We start from the raw sequence: 14,714 nt of genomic DNA, 5'->3' as shown, positions 1-14,714 counted from the left end.
CAGCCCTGAGCAGCCTCAGGGCTTGCGGCACTTGGCCGAAAAATCCATTTCCCGGGCGTAAACCGAGGTTTTCACGTCCAGCAAGCCGAGCAGGGTGTGGAAAATGTTGTCATGGCTGAGCGGTGTCGCCGCAACCTTGCCGACACACCCGTCATCAAGTTTGAAGCTGGCCGGGAAGCCGGTCGAAAACCACATCACCATCGGCACCTTGGTCTGCACGTCGGGCGCGATCTTGTACGGCACGCCATGCAGGAAGAGGCCCTTCTCGCCCAGCGACTCGCCGTGGTCGGAGACATAGAGCAGCGCCGAATCGTGGCCGGCGTGGTCGCGCAGCGTGCGGACCAGCGAAGCGACCACATGGTCGGTGTAGCGGATCGCGTTGTCGTAGGCATTGACGATGCTGTCGCCGGTGCACTTGGGCAGGTCCGGGTCTTCGCAGGCCGGCGTGAACTGCTTGAATTCGTCGGGATAGCGCTTGAAGTAGGCCGGGCCGTGGTTGCCCATCTGGTGCAGGACGATCATCAGGTTGCCCGGCGTTTCGCCGACCAGTTGCTTCAGCGACTCGACCAGCGCACCGTCCTGGCACTCACCGCCAGCGCACAGGGCGGGCGACTTGGCCGGATCGGGCCGCGTCGATTCGACGCCGTTGCACACGCCCTTGCAACCGGACTGGTTGTCGACCCAGACCACCCGGAAACCGGCCCGGGCGACGACGTCGAGGACCGATTCGCTGCTCCGGATGCGCGTTTCCTGATAATCGCGGCGCCCCCACGGCGAGAAGATGCAGGGTAACGAGGTCTCGGTGTCGGTGCCGCAACTGGTGACGTCGGCGAAATTAATGATGCCCGCCTCGGCCGCGAGCTCCGGCGTCGTCTGCCGGGCGTAGCCGGACAGGCCCCAGTTGGCGGCACGTGCCGTTTCGCCGAGGACCATGACCATGACCACCGGTTTCTTCCGCTCGTGCCAGCTGGCGCCTGGTACGGCATCGGTGCCGACCGGTTCGCGCACCTTGTCGGCCTCCTTGGCCTGGCTGCGTGCCACCTGGCTCAGTGAATACAGATAATTGGCTGGAGTGACCAGAAAGCGCAATTCGCGATTGTTGCGCATCAGCGAGGCCAGATCCTGGAAATTGGCGAACACCGCGCCGCCCGCCAGCAACAGGGCAAGCAGCAGCGAGCCAGTCCGTACCAGCAGGGCACGGCCGATGGCGCGCTGCTGCAGGCGGACACGGCTCAAGACCCAGAGCGGGATGCCGGCAAATAGCAGCAGCTGCGGAATCAGCGACCAGGTCATCAGGTCGCGCGCCTCACGCACGTCGGTGGCCAGCACGTTGCGCAACATGGCGGTGTCGAGATAGACCTTGTAGCGGGTCATGAAATGGACGGCGAAGGCGGTGGCCACGAACAGGACGGCGAGCAGCGGCTTGGTCGTCCAGCGGGTGGCCACCAGACCGAGGAGCACGAAATGCACCGCAACCAGCACGACGAACAGGGAGGCGCCGAGCAGCCAACTGGCGGGCCGCGCCATGTCGTAGCCGGCCAGCATGCCGGACAGAAACATGGTGTTGCAGAACAGCGCGAAGAACAGGCTGGCAAGGAGCAGCACGCTCTCGATGGAGAGAACGACCTGCCCCGCGGCAAGGCGTTGAGCGAATGAAATAAGCGCAGCCAGCGGTCGACGCATAAAAACTACCCGAAAAATTCAGCCCGGGATTTTAACTGGCCGCCGAGTCCGATCAGCGATTTTCTTGTACCAGCTTGATGACCGTGGCTCCGCCACCGATCACCACCCGGTTGCGGCCCAGGCGCTTGGCCTCGTACAAGGCCTCGTCGGCATGCCGGAGGGCGATTTCGATCGGGCATTCGCTGGCATCGGCCAGCCCGATACTGACCGTTGCCGTGACCCGCCGACCATCGGGCAGGACAACCTCGTTATCCGCTGCGCTGGCGCGCAGCCGCTCGGTCAGGATCGCGGTTTCGGCCGGCGTAATTTCCGGGAACAGGAAAGCGAATTCCTCGCCACCGTAACGGCAGACCAGATCGGACTGGCGCAGGGTTTCGCGCACCCGCTCGGCAAAAACCCGCAACACGGCATCGCCGGCGGCATGGCCGTAGGTGTCGTTGAGTTTTTTGAAGTAGTCGAGGTCGGCCATGGCCACCGTCACCGGCCGGCGATAACGCTGCGCCCGCTGCAACTCGACCTCGGCCGACTGCATGAAATAGCGGCGATTCATCAGGCCGGTCAGGCCATCCTTGTTGGCCAGCGCTTCCAGTCCGCGCCGGATTTCCTCGTTCTGGATGAGCAGCGCGTGGTGCTCGCGGATCGCTTCCTCGACGGACTGGATTTCCAGCATCCGCGAGGTGTCGAAGGCCGGGACGGGATGCTCGGCGCTGAGGCCGGACAGGGCACGGTCGATGCGCTGCAGCGGATAGATCAGATGACGGCGAACCAGGATGACGAAGGCGACGAGAAACAACCCGACCAGCACGAGAACCGCGATCAGCTTGTAGCGTGCCAGCATCATCGCCGCCGAGGCCAACTTGAGGTCGCCGCTGGCGAGATTGACGCCTTCGATCGACACATCGTCGACCTGGATGCCGAGGCGTTCCGCCAGGCGTTGCCACTCTTCGTAATAGGCGGCCGGCCGCTTTTCGTCCTGCGCCGACTGGCTGACCACCTTGCCGAGGAACTGCTCGGCCTCCCGCGCCAGACGGGCGGCCTGCGGATGCTCGAGGACGCTCGGATGGCTGGCGATCAGGGTCACCACGAACATGGATTGCTGGCGTGAGGCATGCGAACTGACCGCGAAGATGCGCTCGCCTTCCTGACGCAGCTGTTCGAGGTTACGCGCCAGGCGCTGGTAGCGGATGATTTCCGGGACCGTCCGCTCCTGCAGACGATCGTTGGCTTCGAGCACGCGCTGCTGGTCGGCAGCCAGCAGCAGCACGGCCAGCCCGAAGGCGACGACGAAAATGGCCGCCAGCAAGCCGAAAGCCCGGCCGGCATGAACGCCCTTGGGCTGCTTGCCGGCTTCAGGCATGGTAGCGAAGCAAGCGACGGAACAGGATGGACGACAGCATCAACTCACCCGAAAAGGAAGAAAGCGGGAATTGATACGATCATACGTCCCATTGCGCTTGATTCGCTCCAACGCCGTGTTAATTTCTGTCCGCAACTGCGGACGCAAAGGTGAAATGCCGAAGGAGATGTCGCCGCCCAGTTCGGGTGCCCGCAGCACGGTCGGCGCCAGCCCCAGGCGCCGGAACGCTTCGTTCTTCTGCATCTGCAGCGCGCCTATCATCGGTACCAGAGCGGCCTGCGCCTCGCCGGCGACCAGGATGCGCATCAGTTCCTCGCTGCTGCGTACCGAGCGTATTTCCCAGCCTTGCCGGCGGGCATAGTCTTCCTGGATGGAGCCGTACATCACGGCGACGCGCAGCCCCCTCCGTCCCGGCGGCACGTCGCTCTGCCCCAGCCACAGGCTGAAGGAACGGTAATACGGCGTGGCCTGCAGCATCCTGTTGCGCTGCTCCGGGGTCTCGAAAACGCCGCTCGCCGCGATGTCGGCCTTGCCCTGGAGCAGGTGCTCGAGCAGATTGCCCGGTGCCACCACGTCAAACACGCAACTGGCCTGCAATTCGTTGCACAGGGCGCGGGCGATTTCGACGCTGAACCCGGTCAGATGGCCGGATTTCTCGCGATACGCCATCGGCGCCGCATCGTCCGGCACGACGACGCGCAGTTCCAGCGGCCGCCCACCCTCCGCTCCCACCCGCAGGGAGAGGACAAGGCAGAGCAGGAAGGACAGGAAAAAGCGCAGCATGCCGAAGTCATTTTATGACAAGCGGCAATTATAGGTCTTGCCGCAGGACATGCGTTACTGGTTTTTACCCTAGGCCAAGATCATATTGCTCGCCGGGACAGGCCAGCGGCAATTCGACCAGTTCGCCCTGCAACGGGAAAAAGATCGCCGCCCGCAGCGGCAAGGAGTCACCGGCGAACAGCCCGGCATAGCGTTCCAGCTGTGGCCGGTAGCTTTCGGCACGCGGGCGTAGTTCGCCATCCGGCAGGCGCGCCGTCTTGTAGTCGACGATCCAGCGGCAGCCGTCGGCGACGAAACTGCGGTCGATGACGTGATGGCTGGTCGCGACGCTGTCCGTGGACGTCCACGCCTGCTCGGCGGCAGCCTCCGGGTGGGCGGCGAGCAGCCAGCGGCCGGTCGTGCTGCCCAGCGTGCAGGACAGCGCCGCCACCACGTCGGCCGCCCCGCTCGTCGCCGCGTCGGCGGCATGCCCCTGGTTCTCCAGCCAGCGCCGGTAGGCCGGCCGGGCGCCTTCGACGCGCTCCGTCGACCAGCCATCTAGACCTTGGCGGGCGATCAATTCCAGGCAGCGATGGACCAGCGTGCCGACCGAGGCTTCGAGCGACAGGCCGCTTTCGGCGATGTCGAGATCGACCGGGTTATCGGCCGGGCGCGCGCCCGGCGGCGGCGCCTGCAACGACTCGGGCAGGCCGGCCTGGCGCAGGCGTAGCAGCGGCGGCACGAAACGGGCCGGATCGATGCTGCCCCGCCGTGCTTCCGGCAGGGCACCGCCTAGCGCCGCAGCGCACGCCGGCTGGGCCACCGCCGGCCACAGCAGCTTGAGCAGCGTGCCGCTGCCCGGCGGCCGTAGCCCGTCGTCCTTGCGCTCGTCGGCCCGGGCGACGCCGACCAGATGCAGGCGGCGGATGGCCCGGGTGGCGGCAACGTAGAGCAGGCGCTCGGTTTCGTGCGCGGTGCGTTCGGCTTCCAGTCGGCGCAGGTAGTCGTAGGCGGTCGCTTCGGCGTCGCTGCCCTTCTGGCGGATGGGCGCGACGAGCAGATGTTCGTTGCCGTCGGCGCCGGCCACTTCGTCCCACAGCAGCAGGCTGCTCTCGTTGCCGCCGGTTTCGCGATGCACGCCGGGCACGATGACGGTGTCGAATTCCAGGCCCTTGGACTTGTGGATGGTCATCATCTGCACCGCGTCGCCTTGCGGGTCGGCCGGCGCGAACAGTTCGGCCGCCTGCGTCGCCAGCGTTTCGGCATTCAGGCTGCGCGCCGCGACAAGGCGATCTACCAGCGCAAAGAAGGCCGCCACGTCGCCCAGCGCTTCCGGCGCTTCCAGGCAGCGCGGGCCGCCCAGCATCAGCCAGACGCCTTCCAGCCAGCGCCGTGGATGCTGCCGGTCGCGCGCGGCGAAGGCCGCGGCCAGCACGTCACGCACATGCATCAGGCGTTGCTGGCCATCGGCGGACAGCCTTGCGATACGCCCGTCGTTCTGCATCAGTTGCCAGATCGTGCTCTGCCGGTCGTCGGCAGCCAGCGCATGCAGGTCGTCCAGGGTCAGGCCACACCACGGGGCACGCAGCAGGGCCAGCCAATGCACGCGGTCGGCGCGATGATGCAGGGCGCGGAACAGGGTCAGCAGGTCCTGCACGTGCTGGCGGCCGTCCAGCCCTTCGATGTCGACCGCCTGGAAACGCAGGTCGGGCGCGCTGCGCCTGATTTCGGCGACCAGCGCGTCGAGGTGGCTGCGCGCGCGGACCAGCACAGCGACACTCTTGTCCGGCGCCTCGCTGCGGGCTTGCTGGATCAGGGCGAGCACCTGGCGCGCCTCGTCGCCGGCGCTGTCGCTGCCCTCGCCTTCGATGACCGGGTGCATGAGCACGCCGCTGTCTTCCCGTACCCCGCGGGTCGCCGCCGATTCGGCATAGCGCACGGCGCCGGTTTCCGGCCAGTCTTCGGCTGGGAAGATGTCGGGGAAGACGGCATTGACCCAATCGACGATACCCGGATACGAGCGGTTGTTGCGGAACAGGCGCAGGTGTTCGAGGTGGATGTCTCCGATGCCGCGCTCGCGGACGCGCAGGAAGAGCCCGACGTCGGCCTTGCGGAAACGGTAGATGGACTGCATCGGGTCGCCGACCACGAACAGCGTGCGGCCGTCATCTGGAGTCCAGCCACGGGTCAGCTTTTCGAGCAGGCCGACCTGGGTCGGGCTGGTGTCCTGGAATTCATCGACCAGCAGATGGCGGATGCGGTAATCGAGGGCCTGCGCCAGGTCGGTCGGCGCCTCGTCGTCGCCCAGCGCCAGGCTGGCGCGGCCGGCGATCTCGATGAAATCGACCTCGCCGGCTTCCTGGAAGGCCAGCCACAGTTGCCCGGCGGCCAGCCGGAGCAGGCGCGAGAAGCACTCGACGGTGGCCCATTCGGCTTCACTCAACTGCGCCTGCGGCAAGGTCTGCAGCACGCCGAGGGCGGCTTCGACGCCGGCCGTGCCGCGCAGGTCAGCCAGCACTTCGAGCATGGCTTTTTTCTGGTCGGCGTATTCCTTATCGGCTGGGAAGCCGCAACGCTTGTCCACCGTCTTGCGCAGCGTGCCCGTCCCGGTCAGCAGCAGGCCGGCCAGGCCCTGCCAGCGTGCCAGGTCGTCCATCGCCGCGGCGAGCGGCGCGGACCAGTCGGCCAGCGCCGCGCAGGTGCCGGGCGCATTGGCATCGGCGAAGCGGGCCAGCGGCATGAGCAGCGACTGCATGCGGCCGTCGAGCAATCCGGCGGCCGTCGCCAGGTCGCGCTCGATCAGCGCAGCGAAACCGGCCTCGACCTCGCTTTTCATGGCGCCGCTTTCGATGCGCGAGGCGTGGTGCAGCCACTGGTCACGCTTGCCGAGCATGGCGACGAGCAGGTTCTCCAGGCGGCCGGCGTTGTTGTCCATGAAGGCCAGCGCGGCGGCCACCACCTCGGCGTCGTCGCCCCCGGCCTCGACCATTTCCAGCGTGCGCCGCGCCGCCGTCGCGTAGTGTGCCGCGGCATCCTCGGCGACGCCGGGCTGGCTGCCGAAACGGCTGAGGTAAGGCATCTGCCGGGCCAGGCTGGCGCACAGCGCGTCGAGCGTCGTGATGCGCAGGCGACCGGGGTGGTCAAGCAGACCCCAGCCGCGTTCGGCGTCCTGTTCCAAAGCTTTTCCGGCCAACCGGAAGGTCAGCTGCTTGTGGGGCTCAGGGGGCAGCACGCCGCCTGCCGCCGTTTCCAGGCTGCGCAGGATGCGGTCGCGCATCTCGGTCGCCGCCTTGTTGGTGAAGGTCAGCGCCAGCACCTCTTCCGGATTCTCGACCACGGCCAGCAGGCGCAGATAGCGCTGGGTCAGCAGCTCGGTCTTGCCGGCGCCGGCAGGCGCCTCGACGATGAAGGAGGCCACCGCCAGCGCCCGCTGGCGAGCGGCTTCGTCTTCCGCCAGGCGGTCGACCGCGGCCGTCACGCTTCCTCTCCGGCCAGCCCGAGATGGCGGCGGACGGCGGGCAGCAGATCGGCCAGATAGTCCTTGGACACGAAGGCATCCGCCCCCAGCCGGACCATGACGCTACCCTTGACCTCGCCGATGGTGCCGGAGACCAGGATGACCGGCAGCGCCGGCCAGCGTCGCTTCAGGTAGGCGAGGTTTTCCGGGAAGGAAATGCCGGGCACGGCGTAATCGGACAGCACGAGGTCCCAGCGTTCGTTGTCGAGCGCCGCCAACATGGCCTCGCGGTTATCGACCCAGTGGCAGCGACAGGGCAGACCGCTGCGCTTCAGTTCGCGCTCGACGAGCAGAAAATCCGAGCGGGTATCCTCGATGCACAGGATGGCCAGACTATCGCCCATGATCTCGCTTCCCCCGCCGGGCAGCGGGTTTGGAGCCTATCGTCGCCTGCATCATCCCTGCAGCTTCCTCGCCCAAGCGGCCAGCGCCTGCATCTGGCTGGCGACCAGCTGGATCAGCTTGGTGTCGGTCAGGTTACCGTCGGCGTCGAAGGCGCCGGTAAAGGCATTGGCGAAGACTTCCGGCTTGTTGAGCGGGTGCAGATCGAGGAAGACGCAGACCTGGCGCAGATGGTACTGCGAGCGCGAGGTGCCCATGCCGCCGCCGGCGCCCATGATGGCTACCGCCTTGCCGGTGATCGGCGCGCTGTTCGGCTCGCGCGACGCCCAGTCGAGGGCATTCTTCAGGGCCGGCGCCAGCGAATAGTTGTATTCCGGGCAGGCCAGCACCAGGGCATCGGCTGCCGTCATCTGGTCGAGCAATTTGCGGACTGCCGCCGGTTTCTCGGCAATGTCGGCGTTGTAGAACGGCACCGCCGACAGATCGGCGATCTCCATCGTCACCCCTTCCGGCAGTTCAGCCATCGCCGCCCGCAACAGGCCGGCATTGGTCGATTGGCGGCGCAGACTGCCGCAGATGCCCAGCAACTTCAATTCGCGCATGATGTTCTCCCGTTCAATGGACAATCGCGCCGGAGCCGGCTTCGGCCCCAGCCACCTGCTCGGCGGCCGCCGCCAGCAGGCGGCGGCGCTCCGGCAATCGTAGCAGCGGCAGCACTTCGCAGTACTGCAGCCCTTTTTCGTCGGCGAAAGTGACGCTCGCCACCCCGGCCTTCACTTCGCTGGCCACGGCGTGCAGGCGTTCCCGCCAGTGCGTGACCACCGCTACCCAGTCGGGAAATTCGGCCGGATCGAAGATTTTCTGCTTGTCGTCGCCGACGCCGTGCACGCCGGGCAGGATGTCCTTCTCGTCGGCGACCCCGGCGAAGGCCGGCTTGTCGAGCAGGACCTTGGCAAAAACCACGGCCGCCACCTCGTCGTTGACCAGCGCGGCGTAGATCGGCAGCTGCGGCTCGGTGATGCGCTGCTCGGCCCAGTTCCTGGTGTCGATGCCGGCGCCGGTCTTGTAGTCGATGATGACCTGCCGCCCGTCAGCGAGGCGGTCGATGCGGTCGACCACCATCTTCACCTTGATGCCTTCGATCTCGACCTCGGCCGGCTGCTCGCAGGCAATGACCTCAAAGGGCAGCCCGCGCTTGTCCTCGACCGTCAGCCACAGGTCAAGCAGCTTGTGCAGGCGGGCCGCCTCCAGTTCGCGGAAACGGGCCGGCAGGGTGATCCGGCGATCCAGCTCGAAATTCTGCAAGGCTTTGGCCACCGCTTCGCCGATCGCCTGCTGGCGGCCGCTGTCGGACAACGCGGCCAGGGCCTCGGACGAACGGAGTTCGCTCCACAGGGCCTCCAGCGCTTCATGCACCAGCGTGCCGCGCGCCGCCGGATCGAGGCCTTCGACCGGCTCGTCCATCGCTTCGCCGCCGAGCCGGAACTGGAAATAGGCCCAGGCCGGGCAGATGGCCTGGGCGCGCAGCAGCCAGCTGCCGCCAGAAACCTTTTCGCCGGCCGCCACCGGCGGTGCCGCGGCGTCATCTACCAATTCGATGGCGCCGGCCGACTGCTCGGCGAATTGCCGGGCGACGGTGACGATGGCGGAGACTGGCTCAGTCGAGGCCGGCAAGCCGTTGAGCAGGGGGCTGGGGCGCAGCACGCGGTTGCCGTCGGCGCAGGCATGGGAAAAACGGACCTCCGGTGCCGCTTGGGAAAGGCGCTCGTGCACGCGGCGGGCGAAATCGAGTTCGACCTCGGCGCTGGCGTGGCTGGCCCCGGCCGCCCGCAGCAGTTCGGCCGGCAACAGCGGATTGGGGCGCGGCGGCGGCGGCCACAGGTCGTCGTTCAGGCCCATCACCCACAGGCCATCGAAATGCAGGCCGGCGCTTTCGAGCACGCCGAGCACCTGGATCGCCGGCTGGCCGCGCGTTTCCGGCTGGAACAGGCGCTGCCGGCAAAGCTGGGACAGGCGGCGCACCGCCTCGGCCAGGTTGAGCGGCCCGAGTAGCGCATCGAAGCGCCCGAAACCGTCGAACACTTCGCCGAAGGCCCGGCGGGCCTGGAATTCATGGCTGGACAGCGGACGGTCGCCGGGCCAGCCGGCAGCGCCCAGTGCCGCCCGGAAAACGGCCGCCCAGCGCCCGGGCGGCAGCTTGCGCGGCGCGCCGTCCATCGTTTCCAGCAAGGCGGCCAGGGCGGCCACGCTGTGCGGGCAGAGTGGCGGCGCCGCGGCCGCCAGGCGCTCGGCCAGGCGCAGCACGGCGGAAAGGGTGGTGAAATACGGCAGGTCGCGGCGCATCGCGGCATCCAGGCGCGCCCGGCCATCGGCTTCGGCTTCCGCCGCCGACCAGCCGCCGGCCAGCAGCAGGGCCGACAGGCGACTCTGTTCGACCTTGGCCCGGCTGCCACCCAGGGCGAGCAGTTCAAGGGCGCTGCGGATCAGGGGCAGATCGGCCAGCGCCCGGCCGAGGGAAAAGTTGAAGCAGCGCGGCTGCTCGGCCGCATCCGGGCGAATCAGCGCCGGATGCAGGGTGTCGTCGAGCAGGAACTCCAGCCGGTCGCGCACGCCAGCCAGATCGGGGGCCACGATGCCGAGCCGGGCGGCCGGATCATCGGCCAGCCGCTGCCGCGCCCAGGCGACGACGGCGGCGCATTCAGCATCGAGGTCGGCACAGGCGAGCACCGATTTTCGGCTTGCCGCATGGAAGGCCGGCGACACAACTTCGACCTGGACACCCCGCCCGCTGAGGGCAGCCATCAGGTCGCTTTCGAGCGGCGTGAACCGATCGAAGCCGGCAAAAACGACGCTGTCCGGCAAGGCGAAATGGCCGGCCTCGATCAGCGCGATCAGTTGCCGGTGCAAGCCGGCCGCGTCGACCCAGCCGCTCGCCCGGCAGCGTTTGTCGAAATCGGCCTGCCAGCCAAGGAACAGGCGCGCCTCGTCAGACAGCTGGGCGGCGCCCGGGTGCAGTTTCCACACCCGGCACAGGGCCTGCGCCTCGGCCGCCGACGCCGCCATGCCTTGGATATCGAACAGCGGTGCCGCCTCGGTCAACGCACCGGCAATGACCTTTTCCCAAAGCAGTCGCTCGGCGAACGGATCGAGCACCGCCGGCAGCTCGGCCACGCCGCTCAACTGAGCCTCTTCGGCCAGTCCGGCCAGCCACTGGCCGAGCGTCAGCGCCTGGCGGGTCAGCCACACCCGCTGGCCGGCCGGCACCTCGCCGCGCAGGGTCTGCGCCAGGCGCGTCGTGGCGCACAGGGTCAGGCTAACGCTCAAGCAAACTCCGGCCGACGGCAGGCGGAATCAATACGACGGCGCCGGATGGGCCGGCACTGCGGGCCTGGCCGGGGCTGCAGGCGCCGCCGGTTTGCCTTGCGGCTCTGCCGCTGGCGCCTTGGCTGGGGTGGCTGGGGCGGCCGGCTTGGCGGGCATCGCCGGGCCTGCCGGTTTGGCCGGCGCGGCGGGAGCAGCCGGGGCCGAAGGTTTGGCGGGGACGGCCGCCTTCCCGTCGAACGATGGCTTGGCCGGGCTGGCCTGTTGGGCCGGCATCGCCGGCTTGTCGGCAGCGGGAGCCGGCCGGGCCGGAGCCTGGACTTCGGCTGGCGCCTTGCCGGGCATGGCCGGGCGAGCAGGCGCAGCAGGGGCCGCCTTAGCCGCTGCGGCCGGAGCAGAAGGTTTCGGCGATTCGGCGGCCGACCGGACGGCAGGCACGGCGCGCGATGCACCGCTGACCACGACATTGCCGCGCAATTCTTTCAGGGTGGTGGGACCGATACCGGGAACATTCTCCAGGTCGTCTACCGACTTGAACGGGCCGTTTTTCTTGCGGTAATCGACGATGGCCTTCGCCTTGGTCGGGCCGATGCCTTTCAGGCCATCGAGTTCGTCGACCGTCGCGGTATTGATATTGACCTGGGCGATGGCCACGCCCACCCACAACGCGGCAGCCACTGCGAACGACAGGAAACGTGCTTGCATGCTTGCTCTCCGGGAATTGGGTTGTCCAGTATGCCACCGTCAGCGCCGGTCGGCATGTTTGTTCCAAACGTAAAAAAGCCCTGCCGAGGCAGGGCTTTTCGCTGAAGCGTAGTCGGCTTACTTGGTGCCGATGACTTCGATGTCGACGCGGCGATCCGGCTGCAAGCAGTCGATCAGGGCCTTGGTCTTGGCATTGCCCTTGCACTTGTCGCCGGTGACCGGCTGCTTCTCGCCCTTGCCTTCGGTGTAGACGCGGTTGGCTTCGATACCCTTGGCAACCAGGTATTCCTTGACGGCGGCGGCGCGCTTCTCGGACAGCTTCTGGTTGTAGGCGTCACCACCGAGGCGGTCGGTGTGGCCGACGGCCAGGATCACTTCCAGCTTGATGGCCTGGGCCTTGGAGACCAGTTCGTCGAGCTTCTGCTTGCCGGCCGGACGCAGGACAGCCTTGTTGAAGTCGAACAGGGCGTCAGCGGCGACGGTGATCTTCTCACCGGACGGCTTGACGCCGGTGCCAGCCGGGGCGGCAGCAGCCGGAGCGGCAGCGGCGACCGGGGCGCAGGCGGAAGCCGGCAGCAGGTCCTTGTCGCACTCGCAACCGGCCTTGTCGGCAGCGGCAGCGGCCGGGGTCCAGTAGCCATCGCGCCAGCACAGGCCGAAGCCGCTCTTGGCAACGACGTCACGACCGTCGATCAGGTAAACGCGCTCTTGCGCAACAGCAGAGAAACCGATGCCGGCCAGCAGGGCCAGAACCAGAGATTTCTTGACGATATTCATAGTCAGCAGTCCCGGATATAAGTGATGCGTTGGATTTGTAATTTGCAGCTGTTTCATTCTATTACGAATCGTCACCTTTCAACCACTTGTCACATACATGAATGCCCATCAGCGTGCGCTCCCATCAGCTACGATGGCGGGTCAGGCGACTACGCCGCCCATGACAAGGGGATGTTTCCGATGACAAGAATGCGTACCTTTTTGCACTGGTTGCTGGGCAAGCCGGCAACCGCCGTCCACCCGGTCGGCAACGCGCTGCAGCGCTTCCGCCAGCCCGATGCCGACACGCTGGAACTGATCCGCAACCTAGTCGCCGTGCTGCGCCCACAAAACCGCGGCGACACCGGCTTCATCGACCGTTACCAGGCCATGCTCGACCACCTCGAAGCCGACGCCACGCTGCGTGCCGCCTTCTGCGGCCACGTCGTGCATTTCGTCGCCACCCGCCGCCTGGTCACCTTTTTTACCGACAGCGGCATCCTGCCCGGCACCGGCTTCTTTTCCGAATGGTGGCGCATCCTCGGCAACCGCCTTCTGCCAGAGGCGCCCGACGAGCGCCGCCTGAAGGACTGCCTGCACGTCATCTACCACCGTTCCGACGACTGGCGCTGGCTGCAGGAGATTCCGTCGGAATTTTCCCAGCGCTTCTGGGAACTGATCGCACCGGACCGGGAATTGCGCAACATCGACTGGCGCAGCATCCAGGAACAGATGCTCGATGCCGTGCTGCTGCTCGCCCACCGGGTCAGCGGCCTTGGCGTCGATAGCGAACTGATGCGCGCGTCGCCCAATTTCGATGACGATGTGCCACGCTTCGTCGCGCTGTCGGCCGAGGCCCTCGATTTCGTCAATGCCTTCCGCGCCGCGCTGGACGACCCTGAACAGCCGGCCGACGACGGCAGCCAGTTGCTGGTCATCGCCAGCCAGTGCCAGGAAACGCTGGAGAAAATCCGCAAGCGGGCGCTCACTGTCGGCACCAGCCTGCACCTGTCGTATCTGCTAACGCGCAGCGGGCAAAGCATCGACCGCCTGCACGAACTGGTCGCTATCCTCGGCGCCGGCCTGCAGGCCGCCACGCACGGCGCGGCGATCCGCGGCTGGGGTGAATTCGCCCACGCCGCCTTCATCGCCGAAAACCGCCGCAACAGCCTGCGCTTCTACCTGGCCCAGCTGTCCGGCCTGCTCGCCGCGCGCGTCACCGAAAATGCCGCCCGCTCCGGCGAGCACTACATCTGCGAAACAGCCGGCGACTACAGCCGGATGTGGCGTTCGGCGGCCGGAGCCGGCGTGGTCATCGCCTGCATGGCCCTGCTCAAGATCAAGGCGGCAGCGCTGCACGCTCCGCTGTTCGGCGAGGCCTTCCTGTTCAGCATGATCTACGGCCTCGGCTTCGTCGCCATTTTCCTGGGCGGCATGACGGTCGCCACCAAGCAGCCGGCAATGACGGCGCAGACGCTGGCCGGCCTGCTCGGCGACCTCAAGCTGAGCCGCAGCGCCGACCTCGAACGCCTGGTCGACGTCATCGCCGCGGTTTGCCGCAGTCAGCTGGCGGCCATCGCCGGCAACGTCATGGTCGCCTTTCCGGTAGCCGTCGCCGTCAGTGTCGGCGCCGGGCTCCTGTTCGGCCAGCCACCGGTCGGCGCCGACAAGGGCGCCCGCCTGCTCGCCGATCTCGACCCGCTGTCCTGGGCCATCCCGCACGCCGCCATCGCCGGCTTCTACCTGTTCCTGTCCGGCCTGATCACCGGCTATTTCGACAACCGCGCCGCCTATACCGACATCGGGCTGCGCCTCAGCCGCCTGCGCTGGCTGCAGGCCCTGTTCGGCAAACGGCGGGCTGAGCGCATCGGCGGCTACATCCAGGACCGGCTGGGCGGCATCATGGGCAATTTCCTGTTCGGCTGCATGCTCGGCTCGACCGGCATCATCGGCATCATCCTTGGCCTGCCGCTCGATATCCGCCACATCGCCTTCGCCTCAGCCAATGTCGGCTATGCGCTGACCGCCTTCCAGTTCGCCCTGCCCGCCAAGGCCATCGCCTGGGCGGTGCTCGGCGTCGCCGCCATCGGCCTGACCAACCTGACGGTCAGTTTCCTGCTCGCCCTGCGCACCGCCCTGCGCGCCCGCGACATACAGTTCGAGCATGGCGGGCGGCTGCTCCGGGCGCTGGGGCGCCGCCTGCTCCGCCAACCGCGTAGTTTCTTCCTGCCGCCCAGCCCGGAGCCCCGCCAGGCCAGCGCCGACGCGTAG

The 14,714-nt window shown here is 67.4% G+C and carries 10 protein-coding genes; 1 reads left to right on the top strand and 9 read right to left on the bottom strand.

The window, feature by feature from the left end; all coding sequences use genetic code 11:
• Positions 1–15: 15 nt before the first annotated feature.
• The 9 genes from LZ012_RS04750 to LZ012_RS04710 all read right to left on the bottom strand — a co-directional run bounded on the left by LZ012_RS04750 (position 16) and on the right by LZ012_RS04710 (position 12,470).
• Positions 16–1,683: a phosphoethanolamine transferase gene (locus tag LZ012_RS04750; RefSeq protein WP_275708071.1), complete on the bottom strand. Its 1,668-nt coding sequence runs from the start codon at positions 1,681–1,683 to the stop codon at positions 16–18.
• A 52-nt stretch (positions 1,684–1,735) separates the two neighbouring features.
• The gene (locus tag LZ012_RS04745; protein WP_275708070.1) at positions 1,736–3,040 is read right to left on the bottom strand and encodes a GGDEF domain-containing protein; all 1,305 of its coding nucleotides are present in this window, start codon (positions 3,038–3,040) and stop codon (positions 1,736–1,738) included.
• Positions 3,041–3,079: 39 nt separating this feature from the next.
• A complete protein-coding gene (locus LZ012_RS04740; protein ID WP_275708068.1) occupies positions 3,080–3,823 on the bottom strand; it encodes a substrate-binding periplasmic protein in 744 nt (247 codons plus the stop codon).
• 64 nt (positions 3,824–3,887) lie between these two features.
• The gene (locus LZ012_RS04735) at positions 3,888–7,280 is read right to left on the bottom strand and encodes a UvrD-helicase domain-containing protein (protein ID WP_275708066.1); all 3,393 of its coding nucleotides are present in this window, start codon (positions 7,278–7,280) and stop codon (positions 3,888–3,890) included.
• Positions 7,277–7,663 (bottom strand): response regulator, encoded by a 387-nt coding sequence (locus LZ012_RS04730; protein WP_275708064.1) that lies wholly within the window; start codon positions 7,661–7,663, stop codon positions 7,277–7,279. The genes LZ012_RS04735 and LZ012_RS04730 overlap by 4 nt, the downstream gene beginning before the upstream one ends.
• A 51-nt stretch (positions 7,664–7,714) precedes the next feature.
• On the bottom strand, positions 7,715–8,263 hold the full coding sequence (locus tag LZ012_RS04725; protein WP_275708061.1) for an NADPH-dependent FMN reductase: 549 nt from the start codon (positions 8,261–8,263) through the stop codon (positions 7,715–7,717).
• A gap of 13 nt (positions 8,264–8,276) precedes the next feature.
• Positions 8,277–10,985 (bottom strand): PD-(D/E)XK nuclease family protein, encoded by a 2,709-nt coding sequence (locus LZ012_RS04720; RefSeq protein WP_275708059.1) that lies wholly within the window; start codon positions 10,983–10,985, stop codon positions 8,277–8,279.
• Positions 10,986–11,012: 27 nt separating this feature from the next.
• Positions 11,013–11,687 (bottom strand): ComEA family DNA-binding protein, encoded by a 675-nt coding sequence (locus LZ012_RS04715; protein WP_275708057.1) that lies wholly within the window; start codon positions 11,685–11,687, stop codon positions 11,013–11,015.
• 117 nt (positions 11,688–11,804) lie between these two features.
• Positions 11,805–12,470, bottom strand: coding sequence for an OmpA family protein (locus LZ012_RS04710; protein WP_420839493.1), 666 nt, complete (start codon positions 12,468–12,470; stop codon positions 11,805–11,807).
• Positions 12,471–12,653: 183 nt separating this feature from the next.
• Between LZ012_RS04710 and LZ012_RS04705 the strand changes: the two genes are divergently transcribed.
• On the top strand, positions 12,654–14,714 hold the full coding sequence (locus LZ012_RS04705; RefSeq protein ID WP_275708053.1) for a site-specific recombinase: 2,061 nt from the start codon (positions 12,654–12,656) through the stop codon (positions 14,712–14,714).

Source organism: Dechloromonas hankyongensis (assembly GCF_022012295.1).
GTDB classification, from domain to species: domain Bacteria; phylum Pseudomonadota; class Gammaproteobacteria; order Burkholderiales; family Rhodocyclaceae; genus Azonexus; species Azonexus hankyongensis.
This window is presented reverse-complemented; position numbering and strand designations above follow the sequence as displayed.

Bases quoted from the DNA above. Each gene is read 5' to 3' on its own strand.
- LZ012_RS04705 (WP_275708053.1), top strand. From the start codon at position 12,654: ATGCGTACCTTTTTGCACTGGTTGCTGGGCAAGCCGGCAACCGCCGTC.
- LZ012_RS04750 (WP_275708071.1), bottom strand. From the start codon at position 1,683: ATGCGTCGACCGCTGGCTGCGCTTATTTCATTCGCTCAACGCCTTGCC.
- LZ012_RS04740 (WP_275708068.1), bottom strand. From the start codon at position 3,823: ATGCTGCGCTTTTTCCTGTCCTTCCTGCTCTGCCTTGTCCTCTCCCTG.
- LZ012_RS04725 (WP_275708061.1), bottom strand. From the start codon at position 8,263: ATGCGCGAATTGAAGTTGCTGGGCATCTGCGGCAGTCTGCGCCGCCAA.
- LZ012_RS04730 (WP_275708064.1), bottom strand. From the start codon at position 7,663: ATGGGCGATAGTCTGGCCATCCTGTGCATCGAGGATACCCGCTCGGAT.
- LZ012_RS04715 (WP_275708057.1), bottom strand. From the start codon at position 11,687: ATGCAAGCACGTTTCCTGTCGTTCGCAGTGGCTGCCGCGTTGTGGGTG.
- LZ012_RS04745 (WP_275708070.1), bottom strand. From the start codon at position 3,040: ATGCCTGAAGCCGGCAAGCAGCCCAAGGGCGTTCATGCCGGCCGGGCT.